13 protein-coding genes are annotated in these 14292 nt (G+C 46.8%); 7 read left to right on the top strand and 6 right to left on the bottom strand.

The genetic code is table 11. The features are described from left to right. Nucleotides 1-27: 27 nt before the first annotated feature. Nucleotides 28-612, bottom strand: a complete 585-nt coding sequence (locus CUJ83_RS06890; RefSeq protein WP_230741552.1) for a hypothetical protein — start codon at nt 610-612, stop codon at nt 28-30. Nucleotides 613-812: 200 nt separating this feature from the next. On the opposite strand from CUJ83_RS06890, the gene CUJ83_RS15835 reads away from it, so the two are divergent. Then, a complete protein-coding gene (locus CUJ83_RS15835) occupies nt 813-1592 on the top strand; it encodes a J domain-containing protein (protein ID WP_305067645.1) in 780 nt (259 codons plus the stop codon). Nucleotides 1593-1632: 40 nt separating this feature from the next. On the opposite strand, the gene CUJ83_RS06900 is transcribed toward CUJ83_RS15835, so the two are convergent. Next, nucleotides 1633-1905 (bottom strand): hypothetical protein, encoded by a 273-nt coding sequence (locus CUJ83_RS06900; RefSeq protein ID WP_230741553.1) that lies wholly within the window; start codon nt 1903-1905, stop codon nt 1633-1635. 147 nt (nt 1906-2052) lie between these two features. Between CUJ83_RS06900 and CUJ83_RS06905 the strand changes: the two genes are divergently transcribed. Continuing rightward, the gene (locus CUJ83_RS06905) at nt 2053-4530 is read left to right on the top strand and encodes a DUF5814 domain-containing protein (RefSeq protein ID WP_230741554.1); all 2478 of its coding nucleotides are present in this window, start codon (nt 2053-2055) and stop codon (nt 4528-4530) included. A gap of 314 nt (nt 4531-4844) precedes the next feature. After that, the gene (locus CUJ83_RS06910) at nt 4845-5291 is read left to right on the top strand and encodes a type II toxin-antitoxin system VapC family toxin (protein ID WP_230741555.1); all 447 of its coding nucleotides are present in this window, start codon (nt 4845-4847) and stop codon (nt 5289-5291) included. Between the two features lie 42 nt (nt 5292-5333). On the opposite strand, the gene CUJ83_RS06915 is transcribed toward CUJ83_RS06910, so the two are convergent. Next, nucleotides 5334-5621, bottom strand: coding sequence for a hypothetical protein (locus CUJ83_RS06915; RefSeq protein WP_230741556.1), 288 nt, complete (start codon nt 5619-5621; stop codon nt 5334-5336). Nucleotides 5622-5760: 139 nt separating this feature from the next. On the opposite strand from CUJ83_RS06915, the gene CUJ83_RS06920 reads away from it, so the two are divergent. Further along, nucleotides 5761-5973 (top strand): hypothetical protein, encoded by a 213-nt coding sequence (locus CUJ83_RS06920; protein WP_230741557.1) that lies wholly within the window; start codon nt 5761-5763, stop codon nt 5971-5973. Nucleotides 5974-6045: 72 nt separating this feature from the next. On the opposite strand, the gene CUJ83_RS06925 is transcribed toward CUJ83_RS06920, so the two are convergent. After that, nucleotides 6046-7557 (bottom strand): AMP phosphorylase, encoded by a 1512-nt coding sequence (locus CUJ83_RS06925; protein WP_230741558.1) that lies wholly within the window; start codon nt 7555-7557, stop codon nt 6046-6048. A gap of 315 nt (nt 7558-7872) precedes the next feature. Here CUJ83_RS06925 and CUJ83_RS06930 point away from each other — a divergent pair, with 315 nt between their 5' ends. Both CUJ83_RS06930 and CUJ83_RS06935 read left to right on the top strand, forming a co-directional pair. Beyond that, nucleotides 7873-8643, top strand: a complete 771-nt coding sequence (locus tag CUJ83_RS06930) for a DUF5667 domain-containing protein (protein ID WP_230741559.1) — start codon at nt 7873-7875, stop codon at nt 8641-8643. A 209-nt stretch (nt 8644-8852) separates the two neighbouring features. After that, entirely contained in the window at nt 8853-9632 is a 780-nt protein-coding gene (locus tag CUJ83_RS06935) for a hypothetical protein (protein WP_230741560.1), read from the top strand. 27 nt (nt 9633-9659) lie between these two features. Here the strand turns inward: CUJ83_RS06935 and CUJ83_RS06940 are convergent, their stop codons facing one another. Then, the gene (locus CUJ83_RS06940; RefSeq protein WP_230741561.1) at nt 9660-11942 is read right to left on the bottom strand and encodes a CDC48 family AAA ATPase; all 2283 of its coding nucleotides are present in this window, start codon (nt 11940-11942) and stop codon (nt 9660-9662) included. A gap of 312 nt (nt 11943-12254) precedes the next feature. After that, nucleotides 12255-13112: a polyprenyl synthetase family protein gene (locus tag CUJ83_RS06945; RefSeq protein ID WP_230741562.1), complete on the bottom strand. Its 858-nt coding sequence runs from the start codon at nt 13110-13112 to the stop codon at nt 12255-12257. A 183-nt stretch (nt 13113-13295) separates the two neighbouring features. Between CUJ83_RS06945 and CUJ83_RS06950 the strand changes: the two genes are divergently transcribed. Beyond that, a complete protein-coding gene (locus CUJ83_RS06950) occupies nt 13296-13796 on the top strand; it encodes a hypothetical protein (protein WP_230741563.1) in 501 nt (166 codons plus the stop codon). The last annotated feature ends 496 nt before the right edge of the window (nt 13797-14292 follow it).

A 14292-nucleotide genomic window follows, 5' to 3' on the forward strand; every position in this document is an offset into this window, starting at 1 on the left:
GATATGGTCTCCTGTCGGCCCGCAAGATCAAATCGCTTCCAAGCGTTCATATTTTCTAAGCGCTTCTTTTAGCAAACCCAGGTCTTCCTCGCAAAACAGGTCTTCAAGGGTTATGTCAGGATATCTTGTCTCTATCAGGCCAGCCATGCATACGCAGCAGGTGCCGTTATCGTATAGCTTACATATGGAGTTGATGCATTTTCCGGGGTTATGGCAATGTGATACGTCCCCGGTGAGGTTTTCATATAATTCGTGAAGAGTGACCGCAAGGAGATAGCTTTCCATGCTGCGCGGCATAAAATCGCATTCTTCGGATATAGGCTCGACCTTTGACGGAATGGCGACGAACACAAGCTTCTTTTTTACCATGTTGAACCCTATGATATCCGTGTTTTTGAACATCCCGTTGGAGAGGTCGTCCGTACCTTCAATGAAGAATATCCGGATCCGACCATGCGGGTCCGGCCCCATGGTCATGAAACGTATAAAGTCAGAAGTAGAAAAATTTTTGACCTTTTTCATATCCGGGTCGTATTCGAGCTCGACGTTGAAAAGCAGGGATAAAGCCTCCCTGAGCATCGGAAAATCTTTATTTGTCACTGCTTTCAGCATATATCTCCCATACCCGATCCAGAGGCGTCATCCGTTCCGCTTCCATTTTAATATAAAAAATACCATTACTTAGTTTCATATCTATTTATTTTTATATATACTCATGTTAGTTTATGTTTTTTACGGCCATGCCCTTAGTATCAAAATTTTGAAAAACGCCAAAAAAGCAAAATAGAAGTAAGTACAGGGTAATAGCAGGGATGGCTACATATTACGATATCCTTGGCCTTTCAAAGGATTGTGACCAGGAAGAAATTAAAAGAGCCTATCACAGGCTTGCTCTAGAGTATCATCCGGACAAGAACAGTTCCTCTGATGCCGGAGAGAAGATGAGGCTCGTTAACGAGGCGTACAGAGTACTATCAGACCCTCAAAAGAGAGAAGACTACGATACGACTCTTTCCTCACCTTACCCGCAATGGGCGGATGCCGGCCGTTACAACGATGCCCGCAGGGAGAGCGGGACCGGAAACTATTACTGGAGCGCCAGGTGGGGAGGAAATAGCTCTTCAGGTTACGGATACGGATATTCGGCTCCGCACAGGAGCTATAGATACTACTCCGAGACCATAAGAGGGCCCTCGATCTTTACACTGTTCTATAACGCGTTCATGATCGGCGTAGCCTGCGGGCTGTTCATAGGGGCGGCCATGGTCGCCTCACAGTACTTCTCATTCATGAACGTGGGCCCTGCCCTGGCGATACTGCTTGCTGTGTCGGCGATCATCGCTCCTGCCTGCTTATCGGTGGCGCTGACAAAAAGCTCGCTGAACGGGCCGTTCGAGGCCGGCCTGCTGGGGACTATATCGGTATCCGCGGCACTTTTTGTATCGGTGCTTATAGCGGGCATCTCAAACCCGGACCTGCTGACATATTACCTGTGCCTGTGCTGCGTAGGGCCATGGGCTTGCATATTCATCGGATGGCTTCTCGGGTCCCGGACCGCGAAAATATTCTATGGTATGATAACCGCAGACTAAAAGTAGACCGTACCATCAATTTTTGATCTTAATAAAAAATCTAGATATTACGGTCGCCTTTGCCTGCACGCTTTTCGACGTCCGGATCAAGGCGGTGATCAAAAAGGTCGTTCATCGGGTTGAACTTACAGGACGGGTTCGTCATCGCGGGGTTAAGCGCATCGACTTTGCACGGCGCACCGCCTTTGACGCATACATACGTCTTTGAGTCGGGTATCACGCGCAGGTGCTCGCACCCGAAACAGCTCTTAGGATAGCTCTTGTTGACCGTTTCCAGAAGTTCTTTCGTAACGTTCGGCTTCATCAGATCCATACGACATACAACTATGTGGGCACGCAGTTATATAGTTTAATGCCCGGATCCGAATACGGCAATTACCGGCTGGATGCATCCATAGAATAACGATTTATATTATTAGTACAATCGATACGCTGCATATAATCATCACCAGGTATTCAAATGGCATTATATATTGTCGTGACACCGTACAAAAAGGACGAATATAAACTATATCCTTTAAAGGCGGAGGGCACGCCCTTATTCACAGGGGTGCTCACACTCCAAAAAACATCGAAGGGCATGAGGCCCCTAAAAGTAAGGATCGTCAAGAACAAGGAAGACGAATACCTGCCGATACCGACGTTCGTAGAACTGATAAAAGCGTCGGACGAGATACTCACGTCAGGGCTCAGTGCTTCACAGGAAGACGACCTTAACGATATGTTAAAGGCTTACCAGCTTACTTCCAGGAGCATCGGAGTGTGCAGGTTCTGCCTCATGGAGGACAGGATCACGTTCAGAAAGTCAGACATGATAAGGTTCAAGAACGAGATGATCTGTGTCCCCTGCGCTAAGCGTGAGCTCCGAAAGGAGGTCAGCTTTGCGGGCAGGATGTCGAGCTCCGGCATTGACCGCCTGGAATCACTTTTAATGAAGACGCGCGACCTTAACCGTGTCATGGCGCTGTTCAACCCGTCAAACCTTCCCCCCGAGCTAACTATGTATGATATCATACCGGCTGCGGATAACAAGATTAAGGCGGTAAAAGTAAAAGACCTAAAGATCGATGAAAGGCTGAAAGGACTATTCCTTCCAAAAATGCAGGAGCTTTTGCCCGTACAGTCAAAGTCGGTCAATCTGGGGTTGACCGACGGCCGTAACCAGCTTGTCGTCTCCGCGACCGCGACCGGTAAGACCCTGATAGGGGAGATCGCGGGGATCAATAACTGCCTTAATAAAAAAGGAAAGATGCTCTTTTTAGTGCCTCTTGTGGCTCTTGCGAACCAGAAATACGAGCAGTTTAAGAAGAGATACAGCCCCCTGGGGCTCAAGACCAGCATAAGGATCGGCACATCGCGCATAGCGTTAAACTCGGTAAAGCTGAACACTTCCCTGGATGCGGATATTATCGTGGGCACCTATGAAGGCCTTGACTATGTCTTGAGGATGGGGCAAGTGAAAAACCTGAAAAAGATAGGCACCGTGGTCATTGACGAAGTGCACATGCTCGAGGATGAGGATCGCGGGCACAGGCTTGACGGCCTGATAGCCAGGCTCAGGTCACATGCCCCTGACGCTCAGTTCATATATTTATCGGCAACGATAGGCAATCCGGGAGAAGTATCGAAGAATCTCAGCACGACACTTGTAGAATATGAGCACCGCCCGGTCCCGCTTGAGAGACATCTCATATTCGCACGGTCCCATGAGAAGAACAGGCTCATAGAGGAGTACGCGGGGAAGGAATATTCCAAGACATCTTCCAAAGGATTTAAAGGTCAGAGCATCGTCTTCACGAACTCCAGAAAGAAATGCCACTCAATAAGCCAGTCCCTCAGGATACAGTCGGCCCCGTACCACGCTGGACTTACCTATCCGCAGAGGAAAAAAGTGGAGGAAATGTTCGCGAAAGGCGAGTTGAAAGTTGTGGTCACCACTGCCGCCCTGGCCGCAGGCGTTGATTTTCCGGCATCCCAGGTGATATTCGAGTCTCTTGCCATGGGTAATAACTGGCTTACTGTGGGCGAGTTCCAGCAGATGCAGGGCCGTGCGGGCCGTCCGGATTACCATGACAAAGGACAGATCGTGGTGCTCTCCGACCCGGAAATGTACATGGCGGGAGGGGAAAGCGAGGAAGAGGTCGCTTTCAGGCTTCTGGGAGGCAGCGTCGAGCATATCAACGTGGAATACGACGATCCTGTACAAATGGAAGAGTGTATCGCGAACACGTGCATATCGCATAGTGAGACTGAACTGGAAAAGATAAACGACACCATGTTCGGCATCACGGTCCCGACAAGATCCTTGATAAATAAGTCTATTGATAAAGGGCTTCTGACCAGAGAGAACGGCCATATTAATGCAACGCCCCTCGGCAGGGCTATCGTCACTCATTTCCTGGCCGTGGAAGATGCGTTCATGATACGCGAGAGGCTGGGCAAGAAAGTGCCTCCGATAGACATCACAGTAGAGCTGGAAGTATTCGATGCGGCTTATTTCAGGGGCATAGACAGGCTCTCAAAGGTCATAGGAGTGAACGTGCCGTCTCGGGTTTTCAGCCCTGCGAGCCTCGATATCGTTTTCTCCGGTGAGTCCATATCAAAGATGGACCACAGCATGAGGTCCCAGTTCACCGATTTCAGCGTAGACTTCCTGGACTGCGTATGCGAAGATGCGCCTTTCTGCGGCTGCCCGGAGCGGAAGTTCAGTAAAAAGATCATCGAGTACAGGCTTCAGGGTAAGAGCCCGGCAGAAATAACAAGGGCCGTGGCCGGTGATTATAACTTAAGCGTATTCGACGGCGACATTCTTGGATACCTTGACAGGTTCATCAGGAACCTGGACGCTGTCTACGAGATAGCTAAGATACTCGGAAAGCAGGAAGCTGCAAAGGAAGCCAGGGTCTTAAAGGATAAAGTCGAAAACGCCGAGGATTAAACTTTGATCTTTAGTGCTGTAAGTGGACATGATGCATTTTCATCTCAAAGGCTCAAAGATCGCTCAAAGACCTCAAAGTTTCTCTTAAAAAGGTATTATGTCTTTGAGAAGTCCTTTGAGCCTTTGAGATGAAAATATATCCCACCATTGCACTGCCCGAACAATATCATTGACACCCTGTCCGAAAAATATGGACCATGGAATTTACGGGACACAGCACTAAGTATAAGAAAGCAAGAATATCGATAATTAAAGTCGCGTTACGAAATGGTTTTTTATACTTTTGAGCCCTTTATTGTTGTGGAAATGATATTATGCCGGCCATTAAGAATAGACTCAGGCTATACCTTGACACTAACGTACTGTTAAGCTTACTGGAGAACGAAGAGGCTGACGGCGTCAAGCTGGGCGAGAACGTGGCTAAACTGCTTAAAGACGCCGCGGAAGGAAAATACCAGATCATAGCCTCCGAGCACACGGTCAACGAATTACTGGAGATGGGAGTGCCCCGGGAATACGTCGACCAGGTCCTGCGGCCGATGCTGCTCTTGAACGGAGGAGACCTGCTGGTCACGAACTCTGACATAATAAATGTCGCACTTAAGACCATGAGAGTGCAGGATATACCATTCATGGAAGCCTTACACATCGTATTTGCCCAGAGGAACAACGCGCTGGTTATAACCAGGGACATAACGTTCATTAACCGGGCAAGGGCGCTCGTAGGCGTAATGACGCCTGAAGAGATTATATCCTTTTAAGTTAGATAAAAAGAAGAATAATGCACGGGCAAAGCCCTGCGTTTATATATTTAGTTTCTTTAACTCGTCGATGTACATCTGTACTGCGCGGTCCTCATCGCCGCGAGCGCTTTCTATAAGGGCCTTCCATTTTTCCTCTCTGTACTTTTCCACGCCATTCACCGGAGAACCCTTTATCTTTCCTTTTAAAGCACCTTTTTGATAATCGATGAGTTGTTTCATAAGCCCTATTATCGCCGAGTTCCTGTCGGGGAACTGTCCGCTTTTTACAGCGTCTTCTATCTCTGCTTCCACATCGATCTTTTGTTCAGCAATTTCTTCGGGCGCCATAAATATCACACATTACGTGAATGGTCGGGTTCAATCAAATAACTATCGCAAACACATCACTGTCATAAGGATATAAAGCACTTGATGTCGCCCAAAAATTTTAAATATTTTCTTGTATAGGTTCTTAGGAGGGTTACAAATGACATATGTTGACGATGACGATTTTGACGAATTCGACGATGTCGAGGACTTCGAAGAAGAGGGGCTAAAAAAGGATGAGGCCGGCAGGTGCGACGAATGCGGCCTTATTGTTAAAAAAGACGATGCGCTTGTATGTCCCATGTGCTCAGCGGTATACCATGAATGGTGCGTATCGGAGTGCAACAGGTGCAAGACTCCCTTAAAAGAATAGAAAAGTTAGATGGCGACGGGGCGTGAAGATGCGCCAGCCACAGTAGTCGCCATACAATTTTATTTTTGGAGATCACACGACCTGGACCCTTTCCAGGATCATGCCTTCAACGAACATTATCGGATTACGCAGCGATTCCTTTATGGCGGAATCGAGCTTCCACTCTTTCTCGGCATATATCGTGAAAAGGCCGTCTCCCTTTTTCACATATTCGCCCTTCTTTTTATGTATGAGAATGCCTGCGCCCTTATCATGCGGGGCGCCTGCTATCCTGCATACCTGGACCAGGCTCTTGTTGAATATGTCAAGCACGTACCCGTCCTTCGGCGATAGCACGGTAGCGACCTTGTCGCCTACGGGAACGTCCTCTGAAGTGATCTTCGGGTCTCCGCCCTGGATCTCGATGATCTCCTTGAACTTTTCAAGGGCCTTGCCGCTCTTGACCAGTTCCTGAGCCATCTTAGCGCCCTCGTTCTTCTGGGCCATGCCGCCCATCTCAAGCATCATTCCCGATATGTTGATGGTCTTCTCCAGCAGGCTCCTCGGGCCTGTGAAACTCTCAAGCATTACAAGAGCTTCTTTGACCTCTAGCCCTCCTCCTATCGCGCGGCCTATGGGGTTGCCTCCGTAGGATATCGCGCATTCTATCTTCATACCGAGCCTGTCGCCAAGCTCCATAAAGTCGCGGGCCATTTTTCTGCCTTCCTGTATGGTCGGTATCTTGGTCTGGTTGCCCATGGGGATGTCCAGCACCATCGTGTCGGCTCCCACTGCGAATTTCTTTGCCATGACCGACGCTAACAGCTGGCTCTTGGGGTCTATAGATAGCGGATACTCCACGTTTATTATCCTGTCGTCAGCCGGTGCGATGTTCGTCGCGCCTCCCCATACGAGACAGCCGCCTACCTGGGTGGTCATTTTCTTTATCTCGTCCGCGTTAAAACTTACGGGCGCAAGTATCTCCATCAGATCAGCGCTGCCGCCGGCGCCTGTTATCGCCCTGCTGCTGGTTTTCGGTATAAGTAAGCCTGATGCGGCTATGATAGGAACTATGCATAGCGATATTTTATTGCCCGGCACGCCCCCTATACTGTGATGGTCCATGATAGGATGAGTGTCAAAAGATATCTGGTCCCCTGTCTTGACCATGGCGCGTGTCATCCACTCTATCTCATCGTTGTCCATGCCGTGCATGTACGATGCCGTGACGAACGCGGTAAGTTCGACTTCAGTGATGTTGCCCTCTACAATATCAGCTATTATGTCGTGCATCTCATCATTCGTGAGCTTTTCCCTGTCCATCTTTTTCTTTATAAAAGAGATGGACTTAGGTCTGGAGGCAGGTAGCACGTCAACTATTTCATCAGGCACCGCTTTCAGTGCTTCCCAGGCTTCCCTGTAGACTCCCAAACGTCCCGGCGTGACGATGCCATCGGTGGTCTCTACGACTGCCGTGAGCGTATCTCTGTTCTTAACCTGTACACGGTCTCCCGCATGGATACCCAGCTCTTCCGCATCCACTGTATTTATGATAACTTCATAACGGCCAACTTCTATGTCGTAGGGCTGCGCTTTTAGTTTCATTGGCTTACCTCACTATTTTTAACTTTGTAAGAGTTACTTGAACATAAACTTTCTTAGATAAGGCATTATTTTTTTGCTATTCATAATCAAATATAGAACCGTTTTTTTGAAATAAAAGACAAAAAATTATAAAAAAATCATGAGGTTTCTTGATAAAATATAGTTCATAACGGTTTATTGAATCTTTACACTACAAATAAAACGATATTACAATATAATGAACTCAGTTATACATTATTTAATTGGTTGAACTTAAAATATGCTTATTTATTAAGTGATAGTACTGATAGATGTCAAACGGCATAACAGCCGTAAATGGAGTTGCAGGATATGGTGAAGAAGATCATAGGAATATCTGTCGTACTATTATTTTTAATTTCAATAATACCGACATCCATGGCCCAGTCTGAGGATGTCAAAGAGTACAAAGGTATGGTAGGAGCCGATTCTCCTCTGTATAAAATAAAGCTCTGGTTCCAGAAACTGGATGAGTCTATTTCCTCTAATGCCAACGAAAAGTTGCAGAAAAAGCTTAACCATGCAGAGGAAAGGCTTGCAGAGGCAAGGGCGATGGCCCGGGTGAACAACACTGAGGCTATGGAACTCGCGCTCAACGAATATTGCGACCTGATGGATGATGTTAACGAGACTATGGAAGACCCCGAGATCGGAGAAGAAGAGTACTCAGAGGTCGGCCCCATCGTTCAGAAACACCAGAACACGTTCAAGTATATGCTGAACAATACGACCGAAAACAAGTGGCAGTTAATGAACGCGTTTAACTACTCGCTTCAGGTAATGAACGGCAAGTCCTTCGTGTATTACAATAACACGACTTACTTCGTCCCGCCCGGACATTTAAAGAACGGTAATAACAAGACATTCCTTCCGCCGGGACTCGCCAAGAAGGGTATCAAGGCAATGCCAACCATAATTAACGGCAGCACGCCTTTCAACTATGACTACAACTACGACTATGACTACAGCAACCTGTATAACGGGTCGAAAGCCGGACAGGGACAAGATAAAGTAAAAAATAACAATAAGAATAAGCCCTTCCCGTCATCAGTCTCGGGCGACGCGTAATTAAATAAGATTATCAGAACGGAGGGATAACCCCCTCCCCTATTCTTTTACCAGAAAGTATTTTTGTTTTTTAGCTTTTTTTAGTATAATAAATGATTATACTCCAAATAAAAACAATATTATCTGTAAAAACAATATGGCCGGTATATTAAATGTTTTTTAGAACAATAGCTTTGTATTTCATTATTGTTTTATTTGCTGTCCCCTGTATGATCTCTGTCTCATATGCCCAAAATCCATATACAGCATTATTTGAAAGTCCTGATATAAACGGCACTATCTGCTTAAAGATATATGATACCGGCTATGATCCCGTACAAAATGGTTTTAGTTTCCCAAACCCCTCGGACAGGGAAGAATTTTTTGGCGTCGACCTGAACGACCTGACGGGAATAAAATACAGGGATGAGATAGTAAGGCATACAGGACATTGTTATGGAATGGCTTCATTGAGCGTCGAATATTTCCTGAGCGATGTGACGGCTGGCGACATTTCAAGAAGCGATGCGATGCCTGTAATAGATGAAATCCAGACTGAACAGTCATTTTATTATATAATGGAATATCTCAGGCCGCCCGTCGGTGTGAAAATCCCCGACAACAAGATGGAGTATCCTAAGATAAAAGAAAGGATATCATCCGGCACTCCTGCGGTGATAGGCATCTATACGTCAGAGAATGACCACGAAGGCCATGCGCTCGTGGTATACAGGATAATTGAATACGAGGATATGGCGTATCTCTTTGTTTATGACCCGAATATCCCGGATACGACCATAGAGCCGAAAACCATGTTTTGCGGGCCTGTCGCGATATACGATCTTAATAGCGGCACTTTCTATTATGATAACGGGATAGTGTTTGATAAGCTCTCGCTTGATACGGTCAATAGCACCGGTGTCATGAAGGGAAAAATATTGATGTCCGGCTCTTTCCTGCTGATGTTCGGTACAATATCGGCTATCTTGTCCGCACGAATAAAAAGTTAATGTTTTTAAGAAATTAATGGATAGGGATCAGAGGTACATTGACCTCTCGATCTCCTTATTGCCCATACGCTTCAACTCTCCGCCGATGTTCTGGTAGTACCGCATAGTATCCTCGGTGACTGAAGGAGTCGTTCCTTTAAGCGCTTCCAGGAAATGTTTTCTCTTGACCGATGCGGCCTGAAGGTCCTCCCTGAGAGCCAGCCTTCCTGCTTTTTTACATACGGATGCTATATCCGCTCCCGTAAAGTTATTAGTCCTGTCTACCAGCTCGGCCAGGTTAACATCCGGTGCGACGGGCATACGCTTCATGTGTACCTTAAATATCTCTCTGCGTGCATCCCTGTCAGGAACAGGGACCAGTATTATCTCATCGAAGCGCCCCGGCCTCATAAGGGCAGGGTCTATTATGTCCGGACGGTTCGTCGCGCCTATCACTATGACGCCTCTCAGCTCTTCAAGACCGTCCAGTTCCGATAGAAGCTGGTTCACGATACGCTCGGTCACACGGGGCTCTCCGATAGCACCACCCCTGACAGGTGCCAGTGCATCAAGCTCGTCCAGGAATACCACTGCAGGAGATACCTGCTTTGCCTTTTTGAAGACCTCGCTGATATGCTTTTCCGACTCCCCGTACCACTTAGAGAGCAGATCGCTGCCTTTGGCCGTGATGAAGTTAGCCTGGCTTTCATTGGCGATCGCCTTTGCCAGGAGTGTCTTTCCGGTACCGGGAGGGCCGTACAAAAGAACGCCTTTAGGGGCTTCTACGCCGACACGCTTAAAAGATTCCGGGAACCTCAGCGGCCATTCCACAGCCTCGCGCAGCAGCATCTTCACATCTTTCAGGCCGCCGATGTCCTCCCAGGTAACGTTCGGGACCTCGATCATGATCTCTCTTAACGCTGAAGGCTGGATTATCCTTAACGACTCTTCGAAATCCTGCCTGGTGACTCTCAGCTGCTCCAGTACTTCCTGTGGAATGGTCTGGTCTTTCAAGTCAAGCTTCGGCAGTACCCGCCTTAGAACGTTCATCGCCGCCTCCTTACATAAAGCGGCAATATCGGCACCCACGAATCCATATGTGAGGTCAGATAGCTCATCCAGGCTTACGTCTGGCGTAAGCGGCATCGCCCGCGTATGTATCTGGAATATCTCTTTACGCCCCGCCTTGTCCGGAACTCTAAGCTCTATCTCCCTGTCGAACCTTCCCGGCCTTCTCAAAGCAGTATCTATCGCCTCGGGACGGTTTGTCGCCCCTATGACGATGACGTTCTTTCTAGTCTTCAGGCCGTCCATCAGCGATAGAAGCTGCGCCACCACACGGCGCTCGACCTCGCCCGTGACCTCTGCCCTTTTAGTGGCGATCGAATCAAGCTCGTCGATAAAGATGATGGCAGGAGCGTTATTTTCAGCTTCCTTGAACACGTCGCGAAGATGCTGTTCTGACTCTCCATAATACTTTGACATTATCTCAGGCCCGTTGATCGAGGTGAAATAAGCCTCGGTCTCGTTGGCGACTGCCTTTGCCAGCAGAGTCTTTCCCGTACCCGGAGGCCCTAATATCAGCACGCCTTTGGGCGGGTCTATGCCGAGGCGGTTGAATAGTTCAGGGTACTTTAAAGGAAGCTCGATCATCTCCCTTATTTTCTGGATAGCTTCACGTATGCCTCCAAGGTCCTCATATGTGACCTCGGGGACCGTTTCCTTGACCACTTCGGTCGCCTCTGGCAATAGCTGAATATCGGTCACCTCTGTTATCTTTACGATGCCGGTAGGGATCGTTGATGCCACTACGAGCTTTACCTCCCCGAGCCCGAAAGAAGGATTGGAGAAAAAGTCCCGGAAAAATTCCTCGAACATCAGGTTGGAGTTAAAAGACTGGCTGGGAGGATTATAGGTTGACGTCGAAACGATGTCACCCTGGGACACGGGCCTGTTCAGGAAACTTGCCTGCAGGCTTTCCGGAGACGCATATATGCGTATGCCTTTTTGGACAGGCATGAGCACTACCTTTTTTGCCTCGCTCCATTTGGAGATGCTCACTTCCACATAATCCCCTAAAGTCGTGCCCGCATTATGTCTCAATATCCCGTCTATGCGAATAATGTCAAGATGCATGTCCGATGGGAAAGCGCTGCCGACTATCGCGGCTGTCGTTCGTCTCCCCGTGATCTGGATGACATCCCCGTATGAAACTCCTATCTCCTTGATGTGCCGCTCGTTTATACGTGCGATGCCACGGCCTACCTCACGCTTATCCGCCTCTGCCACCTTCAACCTTATCTTGGCTTTCTCCTCTTTCTGCACCGTCATCGTTAGTCCTCAAAGATAATAATAAATTTATTATTATATATTAATATGATTTTTGGTTAAACGTCTCGAAATCTAATTTAGCGCTTGAATATATGATATAAAACAAATTAGAGTATATATATTTAAAAATATGGCAAAATATGTATAAATTCTACAATATAATAGATAAATAACTAATCTATTGCTTACAATAAAAAAGTAAGATCGTTGAATATTTGGGTTATTACACAAAAGAGTCGATCATCAATATTTACAATTAATAAAAAACTCAGTTATTACAAAAAAATCGGAGAGTTAAAAGGTAAAAACGGGTTACTTGATCTTAACCCCGTTATAATTCCTGAGGATGTCGATAACATCGATGAGCTTTTTCTTGGCTTCGCCATCGTCAAAGTTCTTTAGCATCTCATCGATCCTCGCGATGCTGGTCTCGACATGCTTCATACACCTATCAACGGCCTCGTCGGAGGACATCTTTTCCATATAGACCAGCGGTAAAATATATGACTGCTGGGCGGACTTCTTGGTGTCATCGTCTATGCTGAGGAACTCTATCAGATCGTCAACGATCTGGTAAGCGATACCGAACTCCTTGCCCATTTCACGGCATAATAGTGCCTTTTCCTCTGAGGTCCCGGCACTGCGCGCCCCGATCTCGAAAGCCGCTATGAACATTGCCGCCGTCTTTTTCAGGACACATTCGAAATAATCATCCTCGGTCGCCTTGAATGTCCTTGACTTAATATCGAGTAGCTCTCCCTCGGCCGCCAAAAGACCCGATAAACCGAACGCTGTTATGGAAGGCTGGTCATACTTCGAGATGAGCATCATGGATTTTGATATAAGGTAATCGTTGCATACCATTGCCAGGAACAGACCGAACTTTTCATGGGAGGTCGGCTCACCGCGTCTCTTTAAGCCTTCATCCAGGATGTCATCCTGTATCAGTGACGCAGTATGGATACATTCAAGGGCTAAAGCGGCATCAAGGGCATGCTCTACGGTACCGTTATTTAACTCCGCAGTAAGGAGAAGAGTTAACGGCCTGAGCCTCTTTCCTGATGTCTTCAATGAGTGGGCCAGCCCTTTTTTTATTTCCACCATCTCTACATCTTTAAGTAAGTTGTCGATCCCATCCATGATGGCCTTTGATTCCTTCCAGTCCTGCATTATTGAACATCCTAGTTAGGCTTAAAGTAATATATCATGTACTAATTCCTTTTTAGATATATTATTTCCTATTAAGTTATTATAAACGACTAAAAAAGTTCCGGTATCTCGAAATTAAGGATACCAAAAGATTTAAGCGTCTACTTTACAAATCTAATCCCTACTAGGGGAGGCTATCATCTCATGGATGGTGCAGGACAAACAATATTTGAAAGGATAGAGTACAAACTATCCCAGAAAGGCATCGAGGTCGACAACTCAGACCTGGTCGAGGCGGCCAGGCAGATCGAGCAGAGGCTAAGAGAGGACCCGGCGGACGTAGATAGCAAGATGATAAGGATCGAGCTTAAGATAGTGGAGCTCGCCAGGTTATTAAACGCTACTCTTGACACTTTAGATGCCACCGAAGTGCAAAACGTATCGGATGACGGTGCGGAACCGGTAGCATCCCATCCCGAAGAATATTCCGGATCTAACGAACACGGCCATTTGAAGTACAGGCTCAATTCAGCAACCGGTATTATCGAACAGGTCGAGGACAAGGAAGAGGATGAAGTGATAGTCGCTGACACTCGCGGAAGGTTCGGCGGCAAAAGGGACGGTAAAAAAGAAGATAAAAAATGTGTCTTCATTGCGGCGACCGACGATGAGTCGGTAAAACCATCGGACCTTAAGAAGAAATAAATACTTACAACTTTTTACTTTTTTAGGCTTCATTATAGTTTGTTCCTTTTATCTGTCAGTTTTATTTTATATTCTCTTTTACCATAATCGACAGTGGTGTGACTTCTCTTACATTACTAATTACACAAAGGCAACTATGTCACACTATTTTTCACCACAAAGCGCACGAAGGCGAACAAGGAACACTAGCTTTCACCACAAAGCGCACGAAGGCGAACAAGGAACACAAAACTGCTAACCACAAAGCGCACGAAGGCGAACAAGGAACACTAGCTTTCACCACAAAGCGCACGAAGGCGAGTAAGGTCCACAAAATAATTTTTTAGTATATGATAATAGTCTAAAAAAGTCCTTTGTGTACCCTCGAGCCCAGTAGTTGTGATGGTGTTTAGTTGGTTGTGGTGTTGTTGTTTGTTTTTGTGGTGTTTTTGGTTGGTTAGTATGGGAGGAGTTATCAGTTTATCGGTTGTTTTTTGTGTGTGAAAACTAAAACGTT

It is taken from the genome of Methanooceanicella nereidis (assembly GCF_021023085.1).
Classification (GTDB): domain Archaea; phylum Halobacteriota; class Methanocellia; order Methanocellales; family Methanocellaceae; genus Methanooceanicella; species Methanooceanicella nereidis.

What these genes read in the sequence shown, in the direction of transcription:
- CUJ83_RS06915 (WP_230741556.1), bottom strand. Translation starts at nt 5,621, where the DNA reads ATGGCGCCCGAAGAAATTGCTGAACAAAAGATCGATGTGGAAGCAGAG.
- CUJ83_RS06945 (WP_230741562.1), bottom strand. Translation starts at nt 13,112, where the DNA reads ATGCAGGACTGGAAGGAATCAAAGGCCATCATGGATGGGATCGACAAC.
- CUJ83_RS06910 (WP_230741555.1), top strand. Translation starts at nt 4,845, where the DNA reads ATGCCGGCCATTAAGAATAGACTCAGGCTATACCTTGACACTAACGTA.
- CUJ83_RS06890 (WP_230741552.1), bottom strand. Translation starts at nt 612, where the DNA reads ATGCTGAAAGCAGTGACAAATAAAGATTTTCCGATGCTCAGGGAGGCT.
- CUJ83_RS06930 (WP_230741559.1), top strand. Translation starts at nt 7,873, where the DNA reads ATGGAGTTGCAGGATATGGTGAAGAAGATCATAGGAATATCTGTCGTA.
- CUJ83_RS06905 (WP_230741554.1), top strand. Translation starts at nt 2,053, where the DNA reads ATGGCATTATATATTGTCGTGACACCGTACAAAAAGGACGAATATAAA.
- CUJ83_RS06900 (WP_230741553.1), bottom strand. Translation starts at nt 1,905, where the DNA reads ATGGATCTGATGAAGCCGAACGTTACGAAAGAACTTCTGGAAACGGTC.
- CUJ83_RS06925 (WP_230741558.1), bottom strand. Translation starts at nt 7,557, where the DNA reads ATGAAACTAAAAGCGCAGCCCTACGACATAGAAGTTGGCCGTTATGAA.
- CUJ83_RS06935 (WP_230741560.1), top strand. Translation starts at nt 8,853, where the DNA reads ATGATCTCTGTCTCATATGCCCAAAATCCATATACAGCATTATTTGAA.
- CUJ83_RS06920 (WP_230741557.1), top strand. Translation starts at nt 5,761, where the DNA reads ATGACATATGTTGACGATGACGATTTTGACGAATTCGACGATGTCGAG.
- CUJ83_RS15835 (WP_305067645.1), top strand. Translation starts at nt 813, where the DNA reads ATGGCTACATATTACGATATCCTTGGCCTTTCAAAGGATTGTGACCAG.
- CUJ83_RS06950 (WP_230741563.1), top strand. Translation starts at nt 13,296, where the DNA reads ATGGATGGTGCAGGACAAACAATATTTGAAAGGATAGAGTACAAACTA.
- CUJ83_RS06940 (WP_230741561.1), bottom strand. Translation starts at nt 11,942, where the DNA reads ATGACGGTGCAGAAAGAGGAGAAAGCCAAGATAAGGTTGAAGGTGGCA.